Source organism: Bacillus sp. UNC69MF (assembly GCF_000746035.1).
Lineage (GTDB): Bacteria > Bacillota > Bacilli > Bacillales > Bacillaceae > Bacillus > Bacillus velezensis.
The window spans coordinates 175908-199553 of record NZ_KN050799.1; the positions used below are offsets into that span (position 1 = coordinate 175908).

Annotated in this window: 24 protein-coding genes and 1 other annotated feature; of the genes, 22 read left to right on the forward strand and 2 right to left on the reverse strand. The window is 48.1% G+C overall.

Going from position 1 to position 23646, the window contains the following annotated elements; translation table 11 throughout:
• Positions 1 to 57: 57 nt before the first annotated feature.
• From nrdR to thrS, 6 genes are all read left to right on the forward strand, one after another.
• Positions 58 to 516, forward strand: a complete 459-nt coding sequence (gene nrdR, locus BR62_RS0118010; protein WP_003152473.1) for a transcriptional regulator NrdR — start codon at positions 58 to 60, stop codon at positions 514 to 516.
• Positions 517 to 627: 111 nt separating this feature from the next.
• A complete protein-coding gene (locus tag BR62_RS0118015) occupies positions 628 to 2037 on the forward strand; it encodes a replicative helicase loading/DNA remodeling protein DnaB (RefSeq protein WP_012118158.1) in 1410 nt (469 codons plus the stop codon).
• A 24-nt stretch (positions 2038 to 2061) separates the two neighbouring features.
• A complete protein-coding gene (gene dnaI / locus BR62_RS0118020; RefSeq protein ID WP_020956184.1) occupies positions 2062 to 2997 on the forward strand; it encodes a primosomal protein DnaI in 936 nt (311 codons plus the stop codon).
• A gap of 31 nt (positions 2998 to 3028) precedes the next feature.
• Entirely contained in the window at positions 3029 to 3670 is a 642-nt protein-coding gene (locus BR62_RS0118025; RefSeq protein ID WP_007408086.1) for a TVP38/TMEM64 family protein, read from the forward strand.
• 65 nt (positions 3671 to 3735) lie between these two features.
• Positions 3736 to 4566 carry a putative sporulation protein YtxC gene (ytxC, locus tag BR62_RS0118030; RefSeq protein WP_032871714.1) on the forward strand — a complete coding sequence of 277 codons (831 nt, stop codon included), beginning with the start codon at positions 3736 to 3738 and terminating at the stop codon, positions 4564 to 4566.
• A gap of 409 nt (positions 4567 to 4975) precedes the next feature.
• Positions 4976 to 6907, forward strand: a complete 1932-nt coding sequence (gene thrS / locus BR62_RS0118035; protein ID WP_007613029.1) for a threonine--tRNA ligase — start codon at positions 4976 to 4978, stop codon at positions 6905 to 6907.
• Between the two features lie 53 nt (positions 6908 to 6960).
• Here thrS and BR62_RS0118040 read toward each other — a convergent pair whose 3' ends face one another.
• On the reverse strand, positions 6961 to 7755 hold the full coding sequence (locus BR62_RS0118040; RefSeq protein WP_007408089.1) for an HAD family hydrolase: 795 nt from the start codon (positions 7753 to 7755) through the stop codon (positions 6961 to 6963).
• Between the two features lie 186 nt (positions 7756 to 7941).
• Between BR62_RS0118040 and BR62_RS0118045 the strand changes: the two genes are divergently transcribed.
• From BR62_RS0118045 to BR62_RS0118080, 8 genes are all read left to right on the forward strand, one after another.
• Positions 7942 to 9723 (forward strand): sensor histidine kinase, encoded by a 1782-nt coding sequence (locus BR62_RS0118045; RefSeq protein WP_020956183.1) that lies wholly within the window; start codon positions 7942 to 7944, stop codon positions 9721 to 9723.
• The gene (locus tag BR62_RS0118050) at positions 9701 to 10435 is read left to right on the forward strand and encodes a LytR/AlgR family response regulator transcription factor (protein WP_007408091.1); all 735 of its coding nucleotides are present in this window, start codon (positions 9701 to 9703) and stop codon (positions 10433 to 10435) included. The genes BR62_RS0118045 and BR62_RS0118050 overlap by 23 nt, the downstream gene beginning before the upstream one ends.
• A 129-nt stretch (positions 10436 to 10564) precedes the next feature.
• Positions 10565 to 11002 (forward strand): antiholin-like murein hydrolase modulator LrgA, encoded by a 438-nt coding sequence (gene lrgA, locus BR62_RS0118055; protein ID WP_007408092.1) that lies wholly within the window; start codon positions 10565 to 10567, stop codon positions 11000 to 11002.
• 12 nt (positions 11003 to 11014) lie between these two features.
• Complete coding sequence (gene lrgB / locus BR62_RS0118060; RefSeq protein ID WP_007408093.1) at positions 11015 to 11698, forward strand: antiholin-like protein LrgB; 684 nt, start codon at positions 11015 to 11017, stop codon at positions 11696 to 11698.
• A gap of 181 nt (positions 11699 to 11879) precedes the next feature.
• Positions 11880 to 12010, forward strand: a sequence feature (ribosomal protein L20 leader region).
• Positions 12011 to 12068: 58 nt separating this feature from the next.
• A complete protein-coding gene (gene infC / locus BR62_RS0118065) occupies positions 12069 to 12590 on the forward strand; it encodes a translation initiation factor IF-3 (RefSeq protein ID WP_071543361.1) in 522 nt (173 codons plus the stop codon).
• A gap of 12 nt (positions 12591 to 12602) precedes the next feature.
• Positions 12603 to 12803 (forward strand): 50S ribosomal protein L35, encoded by a 201-nt coding sequence (gene rpmI / locus BR62_RS0118070; RefSeq protein WP_003152493.1) that lies wholly within the window; start codon positions 12603 to 12605, stop codon positions 12801 to 12803.
• A gap of 31 nt (positions 12804 to 12834) precedes the next feature.
• Positions 12835 to 13194 carry a 50S ribosomal protein L20 gene (rplT, locus tag BR62_RS0118075; protein WP_003152495.1) on the forward strand — a complete coding sequence of 120 codons (360 nt, stop codon included), beginning with the start codon at positions 12835 to 12837 and terminating at the stop codon, positions 13192 to 13194.
• A gap of 57 nt (positions 13195 to 13251) precedes the next feature.
• On the forward strand, positions 13252 to 13518 hold the full coding sequence (locus BR62_RS0118080; protein WP_015240352.1) for a DUF1294 domain-containing protein: 267 nt from the start codon (positions 13252 to 13254) through the stop codon (positions 13516 to 13518).
• Between the two features lie 13 nt (positions 13519 to 13531).
• Here BR62_RS0118080 and BR62_RS0118085 read toward each other — a convergent pair whose 3' ends face one another.
• Positions 13532 to 13924: a hypothetical protein gene (locus BR62_RS0118085; protein WP_007408095.1), complete on the reverse strand. Its 393-nt coding sequence runs from the start codon at positions 13922 to 13924 to the stop codon at positions 13532 to 13534.
• 183 nt (positions 13925 to 14107) lie between these two features.
• On the opposite strand from BR62_RS0118085, the gene BR62_RS0118090 reads away from it, so the two are divergent.
• The 8 genes from BR62_RS0118090 (at position 14108) to BR62_RS0118125 (ending at position 23639) form a co-directional block, all read left to right on the forward strand.
• Positions 14108 to 15193 carry a M42 family metallopeptidase gene (locus BR62_RS0118090; RefSeq protein WP_007408096.1) on the forward strand — a complete coding sequence of 362 codons (1086 nt, stop codon included), beginning with the start codon at positions 14108 to 14110 and terminating at the stop codon, positions 15191 to 15193.
• A 143-nt stretch (positions 15194 to 15336) separates the two neighbouring features.
• Positions 15337 to 16302, forward strand: a complete 966-nt coding sequence (locus BR62_RS0118095; protein WP_012118149.1) for an arabinan endo-1,5-alpha-L-arabinosidase AbnA — start codon at positions 15337 to 15339, stop codon at positions 16300 to 16302.
• 182 nt (positions 16303 to 16484) lie between these two features.
• Positions 16485 to 17978, forward strand: a complete 1494-nt coding sequence (gene araA, locus BR62_RS0118100) for an L-arabinose isomerase (protein WP_032871715.1) — start codon at positions 16485 to 16487, stop codon at positions 17976 to 17978.
• 1 nt (position 17979) lies between these two features.
• Complete coding sequence (araB, locus tag BR62_RS0118105; protein ID WP_007408100.1) at positions 17980 to 19665, forward strand: ribulokinase; 1686 nt, start codon at positions 17980 to 17982, stop codon at positions 19663 to 19665.
• Positions 19658 to 20347 carry an L-ribulose-5-phosphate 4-epimerase gene (araD, locus tag BR62_RS0118110; protein WP_003152509.1) on the forward strand — a complete coding sequence of 230 codons (690 nt, stop codon included), beginning with the start codon at positions 19658 to 19660 and terminating at the stop codon, positions 20345 to 20347. Before araB ends, araD begins: the two co-directional genes overlap by 8 nt.
• Positions 20325 to 21131: an HAD-IIA family hydrolase gene (locus BR62_RS0118115; RefSeq protein WP_371877522.1), complete on the forward strand. Its 807-nt coding sequence runs from the start codon at positions 20325 to 20327 to the stop codon at positions 21129 to 21131. Before araD ends, BR62_RS0118115 begins: the two co-directional genes overlap by 23 nt.
• Entirely contained in the window at positions 21128 to 22312 is a 1185-nt protein-coding gene (locus BR62_RS0118120) for a sn-glycerol-1-phosphate dehydrogenase (RefSeq protein WP_032871717.1), read from the forward strand. The genes BR62_RS0118115 and BR62_RS0118120 overlap by 4 nt, the downstream gene beginning before the upstream one ends.
• Before the next feature lie 31 nt (positions 22313 to 22343).
• Positions 22344 to 23639, forward strand: coding sequence for an arabinooligosaccharides ABC transporter substrate-binding protein AraN (locus BR62_RS0118125; RefSeq protein ID WP_032871718.1), 1296 nt, complete (start codon positions 22344 to 22346; stop codon positions 23637 to 23639).
• Positions 23640 to 23646 lie beyond the last annotated feature (7 nt).

The window sequence follows — 23646 nt, forward strand, 5'->3', positions numbered from 1 at the left end:
TTACCGGAAGCTTGCGAACCGCATTACAGCAACGAAACAGATGGGAGCTGATCCAATTTGAAATGTCCTTCATGCCAGCACAACGGTTCCCGCGTACTTGATTCACGGCCTGCGGACGAAGGGAAATCAATCCGCAGAAGGCGGGAATGCGAAGCCTGCCATTACCGCTTCACTACATTTGAGAAGTTTGAAGAGATGCCTCTGATCGTCGTGAAAAAAGAAGGCGTCCGGGAAGAATTCAGCCGTGAAAAAATGCTGCGCGGGTTAATTAAAGCTTGTGAAAAAAGGCCCGTTCCTTTAAAAACATTGGAAGACATGTGCTTTGACATTGAAAAAGAGCTGAGAAACCAAGGTGTATCTGAAGTCAAAAGCGAACTTGTCGGAGAAATGGTAATGGACCGTCTGGCGAAAATCGATGAGGTGTCTTATGTCCGCTTTGCCTCCGTCTACCGGCAGTTTAAGGATATAAACGTGTTTATCGATGAATTGAAAGATTTAATAAAGAAAGAACGCTGAGAGAGCTAAGAGATTGTGTCTGGCTCTTTTCTCATGAGCAAAATTGGCATTTGATAGATCGCAGAAACGGTGTAAAATGAGAGTAGAAACATATCGGAAGGTTTGAGAATCATGGCTGACTATTGGAATGACGTATTGCCTGTAGATCCTTATACGGTCAAAAGCCGTTCGCTTCTTCAGGATGTCGACAGACAGGTTTTGACACATCTGTACCAGCCGCTGATCGGTTCTTTTGCATTCTCCCTTTATATGACCTTATGGGGGGAGCTTGAGCAGAACCGCTTGTGGGGAGCGGAATCCACGCACAGGCAGCTGATGGGCATGATGCAGTCAAATTTAAAAAAGATTCATCATGAACAGGGAAAGCTTGAAGGAATCGGGCTGCTGAAAGTGTATATCCGGGAGTCCGAGCAGAAAGAGCGGATGTTTATTTATGAGCTGCTGCCCCCGCTCAGACCGAATGATTTTTTTGAAGACGGCATGCTGAATGTCTTTCTTTATAACAGAGTCGGTAAAACGAAATACCAGCAGCTGAGACAATTTTACACGCACCCTTCCGTCGGCGCGGGCGCAAGGGAAATTACCCGTCCGTTTAATCACGCTTTTGCCTCTTTTCAGCCGAGTGAATGGAAAATGACGCCTGATATGGAAGAGGCGATGAAGCTCCCCGAGGACTATGAGACGGCGTCTGTCGGACAAGCGCCTTCCTATACGGTGACGGAGGAAGTATTTGATTTTGAGCTTTTCATGGCGGGACTGTCAGAAACGATGATACCGCGTAAATCAATCACGCAGGACGTGCGGGAGAGCATTAAAAAGCTTTCATATTTATACGGAATAGATCCTATCTCCATGCAGCACGTCGTCATGACCGCAATTAATGAACAGGATACGATAACGGCCGAAGCGCTGAGGAAAGCGGCCAGCGACTGGTACCAAATTGAAAGAAGCGGTAAGCTTCCGGAACTGATTGATAAAACACAGCCTGTCACCTTGAGAGAAAACCGGACGGAAAAGGACGATTCATTGAACGGCGAACTCATCGCACAGCTTGAGACCATATCACCGAGAAAGCTTCTTCAGGACATTGCGGACGGGACCGAGCCGTCAAAAGCCGACTTGCAGATTATCGCCGATATTATGTTCGAACAAAAGCTTGAGCCCGGCGTCACCAATGTGCTGATTTATTATGTCATGCTGAAAACAGATATGAAGCTGTCCAAAAACTATATCCAAAAAATCGCCGCCCACTGGGCCAGAAAGAAAGTCAAAACGGTACGGGAAGCAATGAAGCTCGCAATAGAAGAGCACAGGCAATATCTTGATTGGGCGGACGGCAAAACAAACGGCGCGGCGCGCGGCAAAAAAACCGTCCGGGAAGAAAAGCGCCCTGATTGGATGAAAGAAGAAGAAACCGGGAAGAAACAAGAACAGCCGGCTCTTTCCGCGCAGGATCTTGAAGAACAGAAGAAAAAAATGATGGAAGAAATGAAAAAACTGAAAAAATACTCTGCCTATTGAGACAGAGAAGCGGGGTGATATTGAATGGAACCGATCAGCCGATCCTTAGAAGGCGTGACGAAAAGACCTGACTTTCAAAAACGCCTGGAACGAATGCAGGAGCAAGTCATGGCCGACGAAGACGTCCAGGCTTTTTTGAAGGAACAGAAAGATGTAATCAATCAAAGCATGATTGACAGAGGGTTAAATAAACTGTACGAATTCGTTCAGCAAAGCAAACAGTGCGCCTTCTGCTCGAAAGACAGCCGGACGAACAGCCTGCTTGAAGGCTATCATCCGAAGCTTGTGATCAACGGGCGTTCCATCGATATTGAATATTACGAATGTCCGGAAAAGAGAAAGCTCGACCGCCAGAAAAGGCAAAAGTCCCTGATGAAGAGCATGTATATCCAGCAGGATCTTCTCGGCGCGACGTTTCAGCAGATCGACATTACCGATCCGAGCAGAGTCGGCATTTTCCAGCATGTGACGGATTTTCTGAAGAGCTATAATGAAACGGGAAAAGGCAAAGGGCTGTATCTGTACGGAAAATTCGGAATCGGAAAGACATTTATTTTAGCCGCCATTGCTAACGAACTGGCGGAAAAAGAGTATTCATCAATGATCGTATATGTTCCCGAATTTGTCAGAGAGCTGAAAAACTCGCTCCAGGATCAGTCGTTGGAGGCGAAACTGAATATGGTGAAAACGACGCCCGTACTGATGCTTGATGACATCGGAGCGGAGTCAATGACAAGCTGGGTCAGAGATGAGGTCATCGGCACCGTGCTTCAGCACAGAATGAGCCAGCAGCTTCCCACTTTCTTCTCGTCTAATTTCTCACCTGACGAGCTGAAGCATCATTTTACGTATTCACAGCGGGGAGAAAAGGAAGAAGTAAAAGCGGCAAGACTGATGGAGCGGATTTTATATTTGGCTTCGCCCGTCCGTCTTGACGGGGAAAACCGCCGCCGTTCATGATGCCGGCGTCCAATGGGAAGGATTTGAGGGAATGAGGAATAAGAAGGCTGTCACTTGGGCTGCGGCTGCGGCGGGAGCGGGCCTTTTGCTGTGGGCAAACCGCAAATATCTGAATCTGTCGCCTAAGGAGATACGGCTGTGGGTGTTATCGTTCGGTGTTTTTGCGCCGCTTGTGTTTATCGGAATTTCCATCGTCAGGCCTTTTGTGCTGTTTCCCGTATCAATCGTTTCCGTCGCCGGAGGATTGGCGTTCGGCCCGTTTTTCGGCACCGTGTATACGCTGGCGGGCTCAATGGGCGCTGCCGCCGCGTCTTTTTTTGCGGCGGGGCTGTTTGCCTTTAATGAGAAAAGCCGTCATGGAAAAATGGAAGCCATTCAAAAGCAGATGAAAACCAATGGCTTCTTTTATATTTTTATCCTGCGTATTCTGCCTGTTAACTTTGATGTGATCAGCTATGCCGCGGGCCTATCGAAAGTCAGGCCGATGACGTATTTTTTGGCGACCGCAGCGGGCATCATTCCGGGGACGATCGTCCTGAATGTGCTCGGCGCGAGCTTTATGTCCGGCAATGTGCTGACCGTACTCGGCGTGATCTGTCTTTACATCGTATTTTTATCGCTTCCCGTTATATTTAAAAAGAAGGTGCGCCATTTGTTCGGCGGTGAAAGCTAACCTTTACGTCTATTTTAAAAACATCCCCCATATACTTGTAACAGATGCCGTAAGGGGGGACAAATATGCTTGAAGTGATCTTTGAAGATGACCATGATACCGCCGCTTTTTTACATCTCATTCAGCAATCGGACGACCGGAGACATTTTATTGTCCGTGAAGGCATAAAAAAAGTCGGAATCGCAAGGTCTGAAACGGCTTTTTGCGTTCAGCGCTTTATTGAGCCGATACTTGTCAGGTTTTTTTTGGAATGCAAAGAAGACGAGCATATGCTTTCGCTTATTGAGGATGCATACTGCTTCACCGATCAGGATGAACAGCAGCAAATCCTTCAGCTTGCACACAGCATTATGGAAGGAGAGCTTGATGATCATCCGTTCGAGCCGAAGAAAGAGCCGCGCACACAGTTTATTTCAGATGCGCTCCGGACGATTTCACTTGATGCGGGTGTTTTTTCCGTGCGTTCGTTTCAGACGTTCCGGCTCGGCAGGTATTATGAGCGGCTCAGAGAATACGCGGAGGCTGCGATAGATGAATATCGGATGGAACAGGAATATCAAAACTTTATCCAGTCTCTGAGAGATTATGTGACATCCAATCCGCCGCGGATGAAGAAAGTCCGCATCGTACATGACCAAGCTTTTACGCTGTGGGAGCTGCGCTATTTGTCAGAACGGGAACAGAAAAAATACATAGACAGACGGTTTGTGCGGGAGCACCCGATGTATATAGATTCCCATCTCCTTGCGCCGCTGATCTCCATTGCGCCTGAGACGGTAGAACTGTATACGGACAAACCGGAGCATATGATGTCCAGAACGATTCAAAACGTGTTTCAGGAGAGGGTGCGCCTTTTTCCGCTGGGCGCATTTGCAGCCGAGAAGACGGAAGGATAGCCGCACGGACGGCCTTGTGTAAGCGGCAGGGCTGTCTGTGCGAAATCAGACGGAAAACCGAGTTGCATTTTTCTCACAGACATTTTATAATACATAAAAGATTAATGATTGCTACACGTATTGATAAGGACATGAAGCATTGATACCGGCTTTATAAGAGAGGAGAGCCCAGGCTGAAAGCTTTCCAGCTATGGATCATTGTCTTTACCGCCTTTGAACTTCAGCTGTGAACGCCGGAAGAAGCGCCAGTAATAGCTGACGGGAACTCCCGTTACAGAGCTTAGAGCCGCAGGTGCCGAAACAATCGGCCGCGCGGAAAAAAGGGTGGAACCACGATTCCGTTTATTTAACCTCGTCCCTTTCATAGGGGGCGGGGTTTTTGATTTGCATAAAAAAAGGAGTGACGAAGATGTCAGATATGATCAACATCACATTTCCGGACGGAGCGGTAAAGGAATTTCCGAAAGGAACAACAACAGAAGATATCGCGGCATCCATCAGTCCGGGATTAAAGAAAAAGTCTTTAGCCGGAAAACTGAACGGACAGGAAATTGATTTAAGAACACCGATTCAAGAGGATGGTGCCGTAGAAATCATTACAGAAGGCACAGAAGAAGGTTTGAACATCATGCGGCACAGCACGGCGCATTTATTGGCCCAGGCGATAAAACGCATTTATAAAGATGTGAAATTCGGAGTCGGCCCCGTCATTGAAAACGGGTTCTATTATGACGTTGAAATGGAGCAGGCGCTGACGCCGGATGACCTTCCGAAGATTGAAAAAGAAATGAAACGCATCGTCGGTGAAAATCTGCCGATTATCCGAAAAGAAGTGAGCCGTGATGAAGCAAAAGCCATGTTTGCGGAAATCGGCGATAATCTGAAGCTTGAACTGCTGGATGCGATTCCAGAAGACGAAACGGTCTCCATTTATGAGCAGGGCGAATTTTTTGACCTGTGCCGCGGCGTGCACGTGCCGTCTACAGGCAAAATTAAAGAATTTAAGCTGCTGAGCCTTGCGGGCGCATACTGGCGCGGCGACAGCAAAAACCAAATGCTTCAGCGCATTTACGGCACGGCCTTCTTTAAAAAGGATGACTTGAAAGAGCATTTGCGGATGCTTGAAGAAGCGAAAGAGCGTGACCACCGAAAACTGGGCAAAGAATTAAAATTGTTCGCCAACTCTCAAAAAGTCGGACAAGGCCTGCCGCTCTGGCTGCCGAAAGGCGCAACCATCCGCCGCGTGATCGAGCGCTACATTGTGGATAAAGAGCTGAGCCTCGGTTATGAGCACGTCTATACGCCTGTTCTCGGAAGCAAAGACCTGTACGAAACATCGGGCCACTGGGAACATTATCAGGAAGGCATGTTCCCGCCGATGGAAATGGACAATGAAACACTCGTGCTCCGTCCGATGAACTGTCCTCACCATATGATGATTTACAAACAGGACATTCACAGCTACCGCGAGCTTCCGATCCGCATCGCAGAGCTGGGAACGATGCATCGTTATGAAATGTCCGGGGCGCTTTCAGGTCTTCAGCGCGTACGCGGCATGACGTTAAATGACGCGCACATTTTCGTCCGCCCTGACCAGATTAAAGAAGAATTCATCCGCACGGTCCGTTTGATTCAAGACGTATACGAAGACTTCGGCCTGAGTGATTACACATTCCGCCTGTCTTACCGCGATCCTGAAGACACGGAAAAATATTTTGATGATGATGAGATGTGGAACAAAGCGCAATCCATGCTGAAGGCGGCAATGGACGAAATCGGCCATGACTACTATGAAGCGGAAGGCGAAGCGGCGTTTTACGGCCCTAAGCTTGACGTGCAGGTGAAAACGGCGATCGGCAAAGAAGAGACATTGTCAACTGTACAGCTTGACTTCCTTCTTCCGGAACGCTTTGATCTCACTTACGTCGGAGAAGACGGCAAACAGCACCGTCCTGTCGTTATTCACCGCGGCGTCGTGTCAACGATGGAGCGTTTCGTTGCTTTCTTAATCGAAGAGCACAAAGGCGCCCTTCCGACATGGCTTGCGCCGGTGCAATTCCAAGTCATTCCTGTATCACCGTCCGTGCATCTTGATTATGCGAAAAAAGTGCAGGAGCGCCTGCAGCGTGAAGGCCTGCGTGTCGAGCTTGACAGCCGGGATGAGAAAATCGGCTATAAAATCCGTGAAGCGCAAATGCAAAAAATCCCGTACATGCTTGTGGTCGGTGACCAAGAAGCGGAAAACGGCGCGGTAAACGTCCGGAAATACGGCGAGCAGAAATCAGAAACCGTCTCATTGGACGATTTTGTGAAAAAGGCTGTAGCCGAAGCGAAAAAATAACCGGAAATACAAAAACCCCGTTCATTCAGAATGGGGTTTTTTTGCGTATAACATTATCTTTCTTTTTGTTTCTCTATAATCGCAAACAGCTCGTGAAGATCGCTGATCACGTAATCAGGCGCAATGTCCGTATCATTTTTCTTTTGCGTCCGGTTTACCCAGACTGTCGTAATGCCTGCCCGTTTCGCTCCCAATATATCAGTATTGAGGTTATCTCCGACCATAATGGCGTCTTCTTTTTTCAGGTTCAGGAGGCCGAGGCAATGTTCGAATATGGAGGCGTCGGGTTTCCCTTTTCCGAAAGCGCCTGAGATGACGATTTCATTAAAATAAGGCGCGAGCTCAGGAACGCCGGCGAGTTTTTCTTTCTGCAGGCTGGGATCGCCGTTTGTCAGCAGAAGCAATTCATAAACACCTTTCAGCTTATCAAGCACCGCAAACGTTTCATCATACACGTACGGACGCTGTCTGCGTTCCGCCGCGAAAAACTCCGCCAAATATTCGCCGTAAGCCGCATCTTCTATACCGACGCTTTTTAAGCCGTTCGTCCAGGCGTTTCGTCTGTATTCCGGCGCTATCCGATTCAGCTGTTTAAATCCTTCGCTGACCGGCTCGGAAAAATTCGCCCATAATCCTTCAAACGGATTAATGCCGATCATGACCGTATAAGGATAGGTTTCGTATGACATATACAATTCCCGTGCCGCTTTCCGAACCGCATCTTCAAATGTATGCGGGTCAAGGCCATATTTTTTTTCCGCTTGTAAACATGTTTCCCTGAATGTTGTTCTGACGCTTTTTTCATCCCATAACAGTGTATCGTCCAAATCAAAAAATACGGCTTTCATGATCTTCTCCTCTTTGTTATATTCTGAAACTCTCTGCCGCAAGGCTCCCGTTTATTCTACAATAGATACATAGACTGTGAAAGATTTGTTTTCAGATGATTTGAAAAAAACAGGCAGGTTTGTGTCAGATTCTGTCTCAGGCTCTAAAACGTGATAAAATTAAATTTGAAAGAACAGGTGAAAAGTATGCTGCATTTGATCATCATGATGCTGGAAAGAGTCGGAATTATCGTCATATTGGGATTTGTTCTGGCTCATACCAGATTGTTCAGACAGGCGCTCCAGCAGCCTGAGAGCTATAAAGGCAAAGCGGTGCTGATTTCAATTTTCTCGCTGTTCAGTATCATCAGCAACTATACGGGAATAGAAATTCAGCGGAATACAATCATGAATAATGACTGGGTGTTTCAAATTAATCCGTCCGGTTCAATTGCCAATACAAGAATTATGGGCGTTGAAATCGGCGGACTCTTAGGCGGCCCGTATGTGGGGATCGGCGTCGGCATACTGGCCGGCCTGCATCGTTTATCACTCGGCGGCGCGACCGCAGTCAGCTGTGCCGTCTCATCCGTTTTAGCGGGCATTTTGTCCGGCTGGATCGGACGGTATTTCAGAAAACGCTATGCGATGCCGACACCGCGTGTGGCCGCGCTTGTCGGACTCGGAATGGAATCGCTGCAAATGCTGCTAATCCTCTTGATGGCCAAGCCGTTTTCTGATGCTTGGACGCTTGTGAGCATCATCGGCATCCCGATGATATTGGTAAACGGGTCAGGGACTTTTATTTTTCTTTCGATCATTCAGTCGATTATCCGGAAGGAAGAACGGGCGAGAGCCCTTGAAACCCACAGGGTGCTGATGATTGCCGACCAGACGCTTCCGTTTTTCCGCCAGGGGCTGAATGAAAGCTCATGCAAAAGCGTCGCCGCCATCATTCACAGGCAAACAGGAACGGACGCGGTATCGCTTACGGATAACGAAAAGATTTTGGCGCACGTCGGCGCGGGTGCCGACCATCATATTCCGTCTGAAAGCCTGATCACCGGATTGTCAAAACGCGTCATTAAAACGGGTCATATTATGAAAGCGACATCAAAGGAAGAAATTGAATGCACGCACGATCCCTGTCCTCTGCATGCGGCGATCGTATTGCCGCTGACGTCAAACGGCAATACGATCGGGACGTTGAAAATGTACTTTAAAAGCCCGTCAGGTTTAAGCCGGGTTGAAGAAGAGCTTGCAGAAGGACTCGCCATGCTGTTTTCCACCCAGCTTGAACTCGGCGAGGCGGAACTGCAGAGCAAATTGCTGAAAGACGCAGAAATAAAGGCGCTTCAGGCACAGGTCAATCCGCATTTTCTGTTTAATGCGATCAATACGATTTCTGCTCTTTGCCGTACGGATGTGGAAAAAACCCGAAAGCTTCTGCTGCAGCTCAGCGTCTATTTCCGTTCCAATCTGCAGGGGGCAAGGCAGCTGCTCATCCCGCTTTCTAAAGAACTGAACCATCTGCAGGCGTATTTATCATTGGAGCAGGCCCGTTTTCCCGGGAAATATAAAATCAGTCTTGAAATCGAACGCGGTTTGGAGGACATCGAAATTCCTCCTTTTGTGCTGCAGATTCTCGTCGAAAATGCGCTCCGCCATGCATTTTCAAGAAAGCAGGACAGCTGTGCCGTCAATGTCAGCGTGGTATCCGCCGGTCAGTCGGTTTTAATGCGGGTTGGAGATAACGGGCGGGGAATTGATCCGGAATTGCTGTCCGTGCTCGGAAACCGTCCGCTCCCGTCTAAAGAAGGGACGGGAACCGCGCTTTACAATTTAAATCAGCGGCTGATCGGGCTGTTCGGCCCCAAAGCAGCCCTGCGATTGGAAAGTGAGGCCGGCAAAGGTACGGACGTATCATTTGAGCTGCCTTTGAAACTGATGACTAAAGGAGAAGAACATGCTGAAGGTGTTAATCGTTGATGATGAAATGCTGGCAAGAGATGAATTAGCTTATTTGCTGAAACGGACGAATGAAGTAAGTGACATAAACGAAGCTGAAAATATTGAATCCGCTTTTGACAGTATGATGGATCAAAAACCGGATCTGCTGTTTTTGGACGTTGATTTGTCAGGAGAAAACGGATTTGACATTGCCAAACGGCTGAAAAACATGAAAAATCCGCCGGCCGTCGTTTTTGCGACGGCGTATGACCAATTTGCTTTAAAAGCCTTTGAAGTCGACGCGCTCGATTATTTAACGAAGCCTTTTGATGAAGAAAGAGTGCGCCAGACGATCAGAAAGTTTAAAAGAGTGAAGCGGGACAGGGCAGGAGCCGTCTCAGAGCAGCCGTCCGCAGCCGGAGCGCATAAACTGGCTGTATCAGCCGGTGAATCTATTGTCATTTTAGATACGAAGGACATTATTTTCGCCGGCATGGAGGACGGACACGTTTCCGTTAAAACGTTTGCCGCGTCTTATTCCGTTCACGAAACTTTGGCGGTCATTGAGAAAAAACTGCCTGATACGGGTTTCTTGAGAGTGCACCGCGCGTTCATCGTGAATACGGAGCATATTACAGAAATTCATCCGTGGTTTAATTCGACGTACAATCTTATCTTAAAAGACGGCTCTAAAATTCCCGTCAGCCGTACATACGCCAAGGACTTAAAAAAGCTGCTTCATATTATATGAGGCGGCTTTTGCATTTCAGCAGCCGTTTTTTGCATTTCAGAATGAATATTCAGCCGTTTGTTATGAAAGCGCTTTAAAAGGCGATTTCTCTTTTATAATGGACCTAACAAAGAGAAAGAGGTGAAGAAAATGAGTGCGAAAAAAGTGTACGGATTTCTGACACAAGCATTTATTTTTGCCGTAATTATGCTCATATCTAATGGGATTGCAGCGATTGTCCCCATTCCTATACCCGCTTCCGTAGTAGGTTTGGTGTTATTATTTGTCCTCTTATGCCTGAAAGTGATTAAGCTTGAACAAGTAGAAACGCTGGGAACATCATTAACGTCACTGATCGGATTTTTATTTGTCCCGTCGGGCATCTCCGTGATGAATTCACTTGGCGTCATGCAGCAGTACGGCGTGCAGATCGCACTCGTCATTTTACTCGCCACCATCATTCTGTTAGGGGCGACGGGCCTTTTTTCTCAGCTGATCTTGTCTGTCAGCCAAAAACGTCAGAAGGCAGCCCCTGAAAAACAAACGGTGCGCCGTTCCAATCAGGAAAAAGAACTTGTGCAGCATTAGGAGGGAAATCGGATGAGTCCATATTTCGGTATTGTCGTTTCACTTGCGGCCTTTGGCATCGGCACGTATTTATTTAAAAAAACGAGAGGCTTTTTCCTCTTCACCCCGCTGTTTGTCGCGATGGTGCTTGGAATCCTTTTTCTGAAGCTCGGCGGTTTTTCATATGAAGATTATAAAAGCGGGGGAGACATTATTAAATTCTTCCTGGAGCCCGCGACGATCGCTTTTGCGATCCCTTTATACAAACAGCGTGACAAACTGAAAAAATACTGGTGGCAGATCATGTCTTCTATCATTGTCGGCTCTATCTGCTCAGTGACGATTGTCTATTTGATCGCAAAAGGCATTCATCTTGACGCGGCCGTTATGAAAAGCATGCTTCCGCAGGCGGCGACAACGGCAATTGCCCTTCCGCTGTCAAAAGGAATCGGCGGCATCACCGACATCACCGCTTTCGCCGTTATTTTCAACGCCGTTATCGTCTATGCTCTGGGCGCTCTATTCTTAAAATTGTTTAAAGTGAAACACCCAATCTCTAAGGGACTGGCTCTCGGCACATCAGGACACGCACTCGGTGTTGCGGTCGGTATTGAGATGGGGGAAGTAGAAGCGGCAATGGCAAGTATCGCGGTTGTCGTCGTAGGAGTGGTGACGGTGCTGGTCATTCCGGTATTCGTTCAGCTTATCGGAGGATAAACCCGGCCATAGACCCGGGTTTTTTTATTGTGTTGGCACGTCCGCGTGCGGCAAAGAACGAAATTTCACATTTTTCCTTGCGCTCGCTCCGGCATCGTGTTAAAATGAAAAAGTTGATCCGGAGAAGTCATTCTTGACTAATGATCCGGTATTGTGTAGAATAGTTATTGAATTGAATATAAATCACAAGCAGAGGCACCCGCTTCTCACCTGATTGACACATTCATGTAGTTGGCAGGTTGACCGTACATTTTTATTTATGCAGATGTTCGTAGTGTGGGTGTGTTGTCATGCCCGCACTTTTTGTTTGCCTGCAGAATGCAGTCAACAAGCGTTGTGAATCAATTCGAAGAAACTATGGAGGTGGCTCATTATTAGCAAAGATCAATTGGTTAATGAGGGTATCCGTGCACGTGAAGTTCGTCTGATCGGACAAAATGGCGATCAGCTCGGCATCAAGTCCCGTCAGGAAGCACTTGAAATCGCCGGCCGCGCAAATCTTGACCTTGTGTTAGTTGCAGCAAATGCAAAACCGCCTGTCTGCCGCATCATGGACTACGGTAAGTTCAGATTCGAGCAGCAGAAAAAGGACAAAGAAGCACGCAAAAATCAAAAAATCATTAACTTAAAAGAAGTTAGATTAAGTCCGACGATCGATGAGCATGACTTTAACACGAAATTGCGCAATGCGATTAAATTCCTTGAAAAAGGCGATAAAGTGAAAGCTTCTATCCGCTTTAAAGGGCGCGCAATCACTCATAAAGAAATCGGCCAGCGCGTATTGGACCGTTTCTCTGAAGCATGTGCGGAAGTTGCGACAGTCGAAACAAAACCAAAAATGGATGGCCGCAGCATGTTCTTAATGCTCGCGCCGAAAAACGAAAAGCAATAAGGAGGAAATCCCATGCCAAAAATGAAAACTCACCGCGGATCTGCTAAACGTTTTAAAAAGACAGGTTCTGGGAAGTTAAAACGTTCTCATGCATACACAAGTCACTTATTCGCCAACAAATCCCAAAAGCAAAAGCGTAAGCTTCGCAAGGGTGCTATTGTGAGCGCAGGAGACTTCAAACGCATCAAACAACAGCTTGCCAACATCAAGTAATCGGACAAGGAACAATTAGGAGGGAAATCTAATGCCAAGAGTAAAAGGCGGAACTGTTACACGTAAGCGTCGTAAAAAGGTTCTTAAATTAGCAAAAGGTTATTTCGGTTCAAAACATACATTATACAAAGTAGCAAACCAGCAGGTCATGAAATCAGGAAACTATGCATTCCGTGACCGCCGTCAGAAAAAACGTGATTTCCGTAAGCTTTGGATCACTCGTATCAACGCTGCTGCACGTATGAACGGTCTTTCTTACAGCCGTTTAATGCACGGTCTTAAGCTTTCAGGCATCGAAGTAAACCGCAAAATGCTTGCTGATCTTGCTGTAAACGATCTTACTGCTTTCAATCAGCTTGCTGATGCTGCTAAAGCTCAGTTAGACAAGTAAGTTAAAAAAGCCGCTCTCTTTCCGGGAGCGGTTTTTTTACGTAAAGGGTGACAATCAATGGCTCTCTTCATTTACGCCGTATTGATAAACGGATACGGCTTTTGGATCATGGGCGCTGATAAAAGAAGAGCAAAGGCGCACAGGTGGAGAATATCAGAGAAACGAATATGGCTCACAGCCGCCATGTTCGGCTCACTCGGCGTATGGATCGGCATGCGCACCTTCAGGCATAAGACGAAACACAAATCCTTTTTATACGGGGTGCCGCTGCTTTTTCTCACTGAAGCCGCCCTTGTGCTGATGTATTTGGTGTATAAAGAATAAAAAGCAGGAGAGCTTATCGCTCGCCTGCTTTTTTCGCTTTTTTGATGGGCTGGTCCCAATCAATCTTGCAATTCGGGTACCGCTCCAATACCTTTTTTTCGACTTCTTCAAAATCACCTGCAGAAAAGCGGTTCAGCTTTTCCGGATTTTCGGTCCATACAAATATCGTATGAATAAACAGCGGATGATCTTTGGAAGGGATATGCTTTTCTCCTTCAAAGAGCACTCCTTTATAAGTAAGCTGGAGATTTTTTCGCGTGTTTTTCTGTTCATCAATAAAATAAAAATTCTCTTTTGATTGCGCCAGTCTGAGCCTTCTTTTCGGGTTTGCGTAGAATTTGACGCCCATGTAAATAAAATAAATAAGAAGTGCAAGCAAGACAATCCTTAATACTGTAATGGCCATATGTGTGAAGGCACCTCCTCACCTTTGTCATGATCTGATGTAATACGAAAAACAAAACAAAAGGTTTCATTTTTTTAAAAGAAATAGATAAAAACATTTACCCGTTTTTCAGGCGAATTAATCGTATGCTTCAGCATTGGTTTTGTATAATAAGAAGGGTAGTGAAAAAAAGGAGGTTTATTGATGACAAAATTAGATGAAACGCTCACCATGCTGAAAGCGTTAACGGATGCAAAAGGGATACCGGGAAATGAGAGAGAAGTAAGACAAGTGATGAAATCATACATAGAACCATTTGCTGATGATGTCACAACAGACCGGCTGGGAAGCTTAATCGCCAAAAAAACCGGCAAAGAAAACGGTCCGAAAATCATGATCTCAGGGCATTTAGACGAAGTCGGTTTTATGGTGACGCAAATCACTGATAAAGGCTTTCTCCGCTTTCAAACCGTCGGCGGCTGGTGGTCTCAGGTCATGCTGGCCCAGCGCGTCACCGTCGTGACAAAAAAAGGGGACATCACGGGGATCATCGGTTCGAAACCGCCTCACATTCTGCCTCCTGACGCCAGAAAAAAAGCCGCCGATATTAAAGAGATGTTCATCGATATCGGGGCGTCCAGCCGTGAAGAAGCAATGGAATGGGGCGTTCTTCCGGGTGACCAGATTGTGCCGTATTTTGAATTTACAGTGATGAACAATGAAAAGCATTTATTGGCAAAGGCATGGGACAACCGTATCGGCTGCGCGATTGCCATCGATGTATTAAAAAATCTGAAAAACAGCGATCATCCGAATGAAGTATACGGGGTCGGAACGGTTCAGGAAGAAGTCGGGCTTCGCGGGGCGAAAACAGCGGCACATACGATTCAGCCTGATATCGCGTTCGGTGTGGATGTCGGAATTGCCGGAGATACACCGGGAATTTCTGAAAAAGAGGCACAAAGCAAAATCGGCGAAGGGCCGCAAATTATTCTGTATGACGCGTCAATGGTATCTCACAAAGGGCTGCGCGACCTTGTCGTGAACACGGCGGAAGAAGCGGGAATTCCTTATCAATTCGATTCCATTGCCGGAGGGGGCACGGATTCAGGTTCCATTCATTTAACCGCAAACGGAGTGCCGGCGCTGTCCATTACGATCGCGACGCGCTACATTCACACTCATGCCGCTATTTTGCATCGGGATGATTATGAGAATACGGTAAAATTGATCACAGAAGTGATTAAAAAATTAGACCGGGAAACGGTTGACCGTATTACTTATCAATAAAGATACGGAAGAATCTGCTTTTTTAAGCAGATTCTTTTTTTTTGTCTGTACAAATATGAGCCCTGCGTCTACAATAAGAGAAGACATAGAAAAATCTGACAACACGTTTTTGAAAGCGCTTTAAAAAAGGGGAGGGTTTACAAATGAAAAACAGATTCAGACGCATGATCCGCTTTTCATGCGCAGCCGTTACAGCCGGTCTGCTGCTGATGTCTTCATCTCCGGCATCTGCCGCGTTTTGGGGGGCATCAAATGAATTGCTTCACGATCCGACAATGGCGAAGGAAGGAAACACGTGGTACGCTTTCGGAACCGGTTTGGAAGGGGAGAGGGGGCTTCGCGTCTTAAAGGCGGGCAGCGGCGGCGTATGGACCGTTCAGAAATCAATCTTTACTTCCCCGCTGTCATGGTGGGGCAATTATGTGCCGAATTACGGGCTGAATCAATGGGCCCCCGATGTTCAATATTTTAACGGAAAGTATTGGCTGTATTATGCCGTTTCTTCATTCGGCAAAAATACCTCCGCGATCGGTCTTGCATCATCTACAAGCCTCAGTTCGGGAAACTGGAAGGACGAAGGGCTCGTCATCCGTTCAACAAGCGCCGATAACTACAATGCAATTGATCCGGAGCTGACAATTGATAAAGACGGAAACCCTTGGCTTGCCTTCGGTTCTTTTTGGAGCGGCATTAAGCTGACAAAGCTTGATAAAAATACAATGAAACCGACGGGATCACTTTATTCCATCGCTGCCAGACCGAATAACGGCGGAGCTTTGGAAGCGCCGGCCATCACCTACCAGAACGGCTACTATTACTTAATGGTGTCGTTTGATAAATGCTGTTCAGGCGTGAATAGTACGTACAAAATCGCTTATGGAAGATCCAAAAGCATCACCGGCCCATATCTCGATAAAAGCGGGAAAAGCATGTCAGAAGGCGGAGGAACGATTCTTGACTCCGGCAATGACCGCTGGAAAGGCCCGGGCGGCCAAGACATTGTGAACGGGAATATTTTAGTGCGTCATGCGTATGATGCCGAAAACAGCGGAATTCCGAAGATGCTCATCAATGATATTGATTGGAGTTCAGGCTGGCCTTCCTATTAATTGATCAGCCGGGCATGTGTGTCCGGCTTTTTTACTTGCAATAAAAGATTGACAGTTTGATTCCTCCTTAACTATAATAAAATTGTTCGTACAAATAAAAGGATAAAAGTTTTATATTTTATATTCGTACGTATATTTTTAAAAATGCAAGCGCTTTATTTTGATGGGAAGGGGAAATGAATGTGCTTCAGAACAAAGAATATGAATTTTGGTTTGTAACGGGAAGCCAGCACTTATACGGAGAGGAAACGCTGCAGCTTGTCGATAAACACGCAAAGGGGATATGTGACGGCCTCAGCGGGGTGTCATCAAGATACAAGATCAGGCATAAACCGGTTGTCACGTCATCTGAAACGATCAGAGAGGTTTTGCGGGAAGCGCAGTATCAAGAAAACTGTGCCGGGGTCGTGACATGGATGCATACATTTTCCCCTGCGAAAATGTGGATTGAAGGTCTTTCCGCTTTTCAAAAGCCGATGCTTCATCTGCATACTCAATATCACCGCGACATCCCGTGGGAAACGATTGATATGGACTTTATGAACAGCAACCAATCCGCTCATGGAGACCGGGAATACGGGTATATCCAGTCAAGAATGGGGCAGACGAGAAAAGTCATCGCAGGCTATTGGGATGATGAGGAAGTCAAACATGACATTTCGCAATGGATGAACACTGCTGCCGCCTGGAATGAAAGCAGGAATATTAAAGTAGCCCGGTTCGGCGACAATATGCGGAATGTGGCGGTTACTGACGGAGACAAAGTCGGCGCCCACATCCAATTCGGCTGGCAGGTTGACGGGTACGGAATCGGCGATCTTACCGAGGTGATGAACAACGTCACCGACACAGAAATTGAGGCGCTTTATGAGGAATACGACAAATTGTATGTCATCAGCGGCGAAACAAAACGGGATGAAGCAAAAGTTGCTTCCATTAAAGAACAGGCGAAAATTGAACTCGGATTAACGGCCTTTCTCGAACGGGGCGGATATACAGCGTTTTCGACCTCCTTTGAAGTTTTGCACGGAATGAAGCAGCTTCCGGGTCTTGCCGTTCAGCGTCTCATGGAGAAAGGGTACGGATTTGCCGGCGAAGGCGATTGGAAAACGGCTGCCCTTGTGCGAATGATGAAAATAATGGCGGACGGAGAACAAACCTCCTTCATGGAAGATTATACGTACCATTTTGAACCGGGGCGTGCGATGATTCTCGGATCACATATGCTTGAAGTATGTCCGACGATCGCCCTTGATCAGCCGAAAATCGAAGTCCATCCTCTCTCAATCGGAGGGAAGGAAGATCCGGCCCGGTTGGTCTTTAACGGAATCGGCGGTTCAGCCATCATCGCCAGCATCATTGATATCGGCGGGCGATTCCGTCTCATTCTGAATGAAGCGGAAGGCAGGGAAATTGATCATGATATGCCGAATCTCCCTGTGGCGCGGGTGCTGTGGAAGCCGGAGCCATCGCTGAAAACAGCTGCAGAAGCATGGATTTTGGCGGGAGGCGCCCACCATACTTGTATGTCCTTCCGGCTTACGGCTGAACAGATGCTTGACTGGGCTGAGATGGCAGGCATTGAAAGCATCTTTATTTCCCGCAATACCGAAATACATGAGCTGAAAAAAGAGCTGAAATGGAATGACGTATTATACCGGCTGGGAGGGAATTGATATGGCGTATACGATTGGTGTTGATTTCGGCACATTGTCCGGCCGGGCGGTGCTTGTCAATGTCCGCACGGGCGAAGAAATCGCGTCTGCGGTAAAAGAATATACTCATGCCGTCATCGACCGCACGCTGCCGAAGACGGGTGAAAAACTCCCTCGGGACTGGGCGCTTCAGCATCCTGCCGATTATATCGAAGTTCTGGAAACGGCGATTCCGAACCTGCTTCAAGAGGCGGGCGCTGATCCAAAAGACGTGATCGGCATAGGAATTGATTTTACCGCCTGCACGATTTTGCCGATAGACGGTGCGGGGCAGCCGCTTTGTATGCTGCCGGAATTTGAACGGGAGCCCCACAGTTATGTGAAGCTGTGGAAGCATCATGCGGCTCAAAAACATGCAGACCGTTTGAACACGATTGCCGAAGACACAAAAGAAACATTCCTTAAAAGATACGGCGGTAAAATTTCTTCTGAATGGATGATCCCGAAAATCATGCAAATCGCGGAAGAAGCGCCGCATATATACAAGGCGGCAGATCGGATTGTGGAAGCGGCAGACTGGATCGTCTATCAATTGTGCGGTTCATTGAAGCGAAGCAACTGCACGGCCGGCTACAAAGCAATCTGGAATGAGGAGACGGGGTATCCGCCGGATCATTTTTTTGAAAAGCTCAACCCGTTAATGAAAACGATTACAAAAGATAAATTAAGCGGCACCATTTATTCAGTCGGGGAAAAGGCAGGAGGTTTGACCGAAAAAATGGCGGAGCTGACCGGGCTTCTGCCGGGGACGGCCGTTGCCGTCGCCAATGTCGACGCCCACGTGTCAGTGCCCGCGGTCGGTATTACAGAGCCGGGGAAAATGCTGATGATTATGGGAACGTCTACCTGCCATGTGCTGCTCGGCGAGGAAGAACATATCGTCCCCGGTATGTGCGGGGTCGTCAATAACGGCATCTTGCCCGGATATGCGGGATATGAAGCGGGACAGTCCTGTGTCGGCGACCACTTTGAATGGTTCGTCAAAACGTGCGTTCCGAGAGACTATGAGAAGGAAGCTGAGGATAAACACATAGACATTCACGAGCTGCTCAGCAAAAAAGCAGCTGAACTTGTTCCGGGGGAAAGCGGCCTTCTCGCGCTTGACTGGTGGAACGGAAACCGGTCAACCTTGGTGGACGCCGATTTGACGGGCATGATGCTCGGCATGACGCTGCACACGAAGCCGGAAGAAATCTACAGGGCATTGATTGAAGCGACGGCGTTCGGAACGAGGATGATTATCGAAACGTTTCGGGAAAACGGCGTTCCGGTCGAGGAGCTTTACGCAGCCGGAGGAATCGCCGAAAAAAATCCGTTTGTCATGCAGATTTATGCAGACGTCACAAATATGGACATTCAATTATCCGGGTCTCCGCAGGCGCCGGCACTGGGCTCCGCGATTTTCGGAGCGCTCGCCGCGGGACGGGAAAACGGGGGATACTCCAATATTGCTGAAGCATGTGCGCATATGGGGAAATTAAAAGACGGCTCTTATGTCCCGGATCGAAAAAGAGCTGAGATTTATGACAGCTTATATGCGGAATATAAAGAGCTCGTTCACTACTTCGGCAAAGAAAACAATGTCATGAAACGCCTGAAAGCCATTAAAAACCGTGATTTTGCGAAAGGGGGGAGCCGCCATGCTTGAAGCGTTAAAAGAAGAAGTGCTCGCCGCCAATCTGAAGCTTGAGGAACATAACCTTGTCACGTTTACATGGGGGAATGTCAGCGGCATTGACAGAGAGAGCGGGAGAATCGTCATTAAACCGAGCGGTGTCGATTACAGTGAGCTGACCGCTGACAAACTGGTCGTCCTGAATGAGGACGGAGACATTCTCGAAGGCTCGCTGAAACCGTCTTCTGACACGCCGACCCATCTTTATCTGTATAAAGCGTTTCCGGCTATCGGCGGAATCGTTCATACGCACTCCCGCTGGGCGACGAGCTGGGCACAGTCCGGAAGAGACATACCCGCTCTCGGAACGACTCACGCGGATTACTTTGAAAGCGCTATACCCTGCACGAGGGAAATGTATGAAGAAGAAATTGTGAAAGATTACGAATATCATACAGGCAAAGTCATAGCCGAAACCTTTCAAAACGAACCGTATGAACAAAATCCGGGTGTCCTCGTCCACAGCCACGGCCCGTTCTGCTGGGGAACGGATGCGCTGAATGCCCTGCATAACGCCGTTGTGCTCGAAACGGTAGCGGAAATGGCCTACCATTCGCTTATGCTGAACAAACAGCTCAGTCCGATCGACAGAGTGCTGCATGATAAGCATTTTTACAGAAAACACGGGGCGAATGCTTATTATGGCCAAACTTGACGCAGCCGGGTTTCTGATTGATTTAGACGGAACCGTATTCAGGGGGCGGGAGCTGATTGACGGAGCAAAAGAAGCCGTTCATACCCTTCAGTCACTGGGCAAAGCCGTTGTCTTTTTAAGCAACCGCGGCAATCTATCAAGAGCAATGTGCCGAAAGAAACTGCTGGGTGCCGGTATCCGCACGGATGAACGGAGCATCGTGCTGTCCTCCAGTGTGACGGCATCATTTTTAAAGAAGCATTATCCTTTGTCAAAGGTGTGGGTGTTAGGAGAGAAAGGGCTGACTGATGAACTCGCTTTAGCGGGTGTCGCCCTGGCGCAAAACCCGCAGGCGGCAGACTGGCTTGTCATCTCCCTGCATGAAACCGTCACCTATGAGGATCTGAATCTCGCTTTTAAGGCGGCTTCCTCCGGCGCGCGCATCATCGCCACGAACCGGGACCGCTCCTTTCCGAATGAAGGCGGCCATGCCATGGATGTCGCGGGAATGATCGGGGCCATTGAAGCATCCGCCGGAGCAAAAACGGAGCTTGTCATCGGCAAACCGTCTTGGCTGATGGCTGAGGCGGCATGTGAAGCGCTCGGACTTCCCCCTGAGGAATGCGCCATTATCGGAGACAGCCTCGAATCTGATATCGCAATGGGCAGCCTGTACGGGATGAAAAGCGTATTGGTTCTGACGGGGTCGGCCAAACTTGGGGAGCCCCGTCTATATGAACCTGACATCGTCCTTGATTCTATTAAAGACCTGACAGGATTAGCGAAGGAGGGAATCCTTTTATGAAACGTTCTCCTGAGAACATTCAATCCGAGTTTGACAAGGAAGGGGCCAGCCGCTCACCGATTCAAATAGAAGATATCGTGATCGGGGCGAATGGAAAAGAAGAGCTTCTCAGATTTCTGCAAAAAAAATGCTGGAATCATCCGGTCATCGTCTGTGACCGGAACACGTACGAGGCGGCGGGGCGTCTGCTTGCGGACGAATTGAGGGCAGGCGGGATCAAAGCGTCAAAAGTCATTATTCCGGAGCATGAAGCCGGGGCCGCCGCTGCTGATGAGAGGACATTGGTCTATACGCTGATCAATCTCGCGGAAGAGACGGATGTCATCATTGCGGCCGGTGCAGGAACGATTCACGACATTACGCGGTTTGCCGCCTACCAGCGCGGATTGCCGTTTATCTCATTCCCCACCGCTCCGTCAGTCGACGGTTTTACGTCGGCGGGAGCGCCGCTCATATTAAACGGAATCAAAACGACGATTCAAACGAAAGCGCCGATCGCCTTATTTGCGGATACGAATGTATTAAAAGAAGCGCCCCGTTCAATGACAGCCGCGGGCTTCGGAGACATGCTCGGAAAAATAACATCGCTGGCAGATTGGGAGATTTCCCGCAGGCTTGCGGGTGAGCCGTACTCAGAAGCCGGGGCGAAGCTTGTGAAAGACGCGCTTTGGCAGTGCATTGATCACCGCGCTGCCATTGCCATGGGAACGGAGGCCGGCATTCAGATGCTGATGGAAGCGCTGATCGTTTCGGGTCTTGTCATGCTTGCGCTTGACCACTCCCGCCCCGCCTCAGGAGGAGAACATCACATCTCGCATTGGATTGAGATGGAAATGCTGAAGGCAAAACAGCCTCCGAATCTCCACGGTGCGAAGGTCGGCTGTGCGTGCGCGGTGCTGAGTGATATTTACAAAGAACTGGCTTGTCACGAAAAGCTTGCTGAACTGCCGCCGCACTTTCGCGAGGCGATTCAATCTGCATATGAAGGGCTTCCCGACGGCAAGACAATTGCCGGGTGGCTCGCATCTGCGGGAGGTCCCGCCTGTTTCGATGAGATCGGTGTAAAACAGGACCTTGTCAGCGATGCGCTTAAGCATGCGCACACACTGCGAGACCGTTATACCGGTTTAACCATCATAAATGAAAATGCAGCGCTCTTTGCACATCATTTGCATCAATAGCCGCACGGCCTAAAGTGGAAGGGGTAATGACATGAAAAAAACGACCGCTGTATGTTTGGTGCTGATGTTGCTCTTCTTGTTTACCGCCGGCTGTTCACAAGAACGGACTGCCGGCCGGCCGGGAGAAACGGAGCTGACGTTTTGGACGTTTAACGGTCTGCACGAACAGTTTTATCAGGAAATGGTCAAAGAATGGAATCAGAAATTTCCGGATCGCAAAATCAAGCTGAATACCGTTGTTTATCCTTATGGACAAATGCATGATAATTTATCGGTTTCGCTGATCGCGGGTGAGGGGCTTCCCGATATAGCCGACGTGGAATTAAGCCGGTTCTCGAACTTTCTGAAGGGGAAGGATATCCCGCTTGCCGATCTGACGCCGCTGATTGAAAAAGACCGCGATAAGTTTGTGGAAGCGCGTCTGGCCTTATACAGCAAAAACGGAAAATTGTACGGCCTTGATACACATGTGGGGACGACCGTCATGTTTTACAACATGGATATCATGAAAAAAGCGGGCGTTGATCCCGCCTCCATTAAGACATGGGAAGATTACCGGCGGGCAGGGAAAAAAGTGCGTGAAGCCGCTGGGAAACCGATGGGAACGGTTGAAACAAACGATTCCGCCACATTCCTATCCATGATTTCGCAGCAAGGGTCAGGCTACTACAGCAAAAACGGAAAATTGATTCTGAACAGCAAGACGAATACAGACACACTGAATTATGTAAAGGACATGGTAAATGATAAAACCCTTCTGCCGGCTCCCGGCGGCGGCCATCACAGCGAAGAATACTACGGTTTTATGAATCAGGGCGGGGCAGCCTCAGTGCTGATGCCCATTTGGTACATGGGACGGTTTATCGATTATATGCCTGATTTAAAAGGAAAAATGGCGATTTACCCTATGCCGGCCTGGAAAGAAGGCGGTGACAGATCAGCGGGTTTAGGCGGAACAGCCACCGTCGTGCCGAAGCAGGCTGAACATCTGAAGCTCGCGAAAGAATTTCTCGGTTTTGCGAAAGGTTCGAAGGAAGGGAATATAAAGCTTTGGACGGTGCTCGGCTTTGACCCGCTCCGCTGGGACGTGTGGAATTCAAAAGAATTGAAGGAGAAAAACAAGTACACGGATTTCTTCCGGAACGGTACGTCAATTTTTTCCTCGCTCCTTGAAATAAAAGATGAGATCAATCCGATTTATCTGCATGAAGACTTCTCTAAAGCGGCTGATCTCGTTGTCAGACAAGTGCTGTTCGATGCGCTGAAGACGCAGGAAAAAACACCTAAGGAAGCCTTGGACGAGGCGGCAGAGCAATTAGAGAAATAGGAGAAGC

Coding starts and splice junctions, on each gene's coding strand:
- araD (WP_003152509.1), top strand. CDS start 19,658: ATGCTTGAAGCGTTAAAAGAAGAAGTGCTCGCCGCCAATCTGAAGCTT.
- BR62_RS0118095 (WP_012118149.1), top strand. CDS start 15,337: ATGAAAAACAGATTCAGACGCATGATCCGCTTTTCATGCGCAGCCGTT.
- ytxC (WP_032871714.1), top strand. CDS start 3,736: ATGCTTGAAGTGATCTTTGAAGATGACCATGATACCGCCGCTTTTTTA.
- lrgA (WP_007408092.1), top strand. CDS start 10,565: ATGAGTGCGAAAAAAGTGTACGGATTTCTGACACAAGCATTTATTTTT.
- thrS (WP_007613029.1), top strand. CDS start 4,976: ATGTCAGATATGATCAACATCACATTTCCGGACGGAGCGGTAAAGGAA.
- BR62_RS0118025 (WP_007408086.1), top strand. CDS start 3,029: ATGAGGAATAAGAAGGCTGTCACTTGGGCTGCGGCTGCGGCGGGAGCG.
- BR62_RS0118115 (WP_371877522.1), top strand. CDS start 20,325: ATGCTTATTATGGCCAAACTTGACGCAGCCGGGTTTCTGATTGATTTA.
- BR62_RS0118080 (WP_015240352.1), top strand. CDS start 13,252: ATGGCTCTCTTCATTTACGCCGTATTGATAAACGGATACGGCTTTTGG.
- BR62_RS0118015 (WP_012118158.1), top strand. CDS start 628: ATGGCTGACTATTGGAATGACGTATTGCCTGTAGATCCTTATACGGTC.
- BR62_RS0118090 (WP_007408096.1), top strand. CDS start 14,108: ATGACAAAATTAGATGAAACGCTCACCATGCTGAAAGCGTTAACGGAT.
- BR62_RS0118125 (WP_032871718.1), top strand. CDS start 22,344: ATGAAAAAAACGACCGCTGTATGTTTGGTGCTGATGTTGCTCTTCTTG.
- dnaI (WP_020956184.1), top strand. CDS start 2,062: ATGGAACCGATCAGCCGATCCTTAGAAGGCGTGACGAAAAGACCTGAC.
- BR62_RS0118045 (WP_020956183.1), top strand. CDS start 7,942: ATGCTGCATTTGATCATCATGATGCTGGAAAGAGTCGGAATTATCGTC.
- BR62_RS0118085 (WP_007408095.1), bottom strand. CDS start 13,924: ATGGCCATTACAGTATTAAGGATTGTCTTGCTTGCACTTCTTATTTAT.
- BR62_RS0118040 (WP_007408089.1), bottom strand. CDS start 7,755: ATGAAAGCCGTATTTTTTGATTTGGACGATACACTGTTATGGGATGAA.
- rplT (WP_003152495.1), top strand. CDS start 12,835: ATGCCAAGAGTAAAAGGCGGAACTGTTACACGTAAGCGTCGTAAAAAG.
- rpmI (WP_003152493.1), top strand. CDS start 12,603: ATGCCAAAAATGAAAACTCACCGCGGATCTGCTAAACGTTTTAAAAAG.
- lrgB (WP_007408093.1), top strand. CDS start 11,015: ATGAGTCCATATTTCGGTATTGTCGTTTCACTTGCGGCCTTTGGCATC.
- BR62_RS0118050 (WP_007408091.1), top strand. CDS start 9,701: ATGCTGAAGGTGTTAATCGTTGATGATGAAATGCTGGCAAGAGATGAA.
- araB (WP_007408100.1), top strand. CDS start 17,980: ATGGCGTATACGATTGGTGTTGATTTCGGCACATTGTCCGGCCGGGCG.
- BR62_RS0118120 (WP_032871717.1), top strand. CDS start 21,128: ATGAAACGTTCTCCTGAGAACATTCAATCCGAGTTTGACAAGGAAGGG.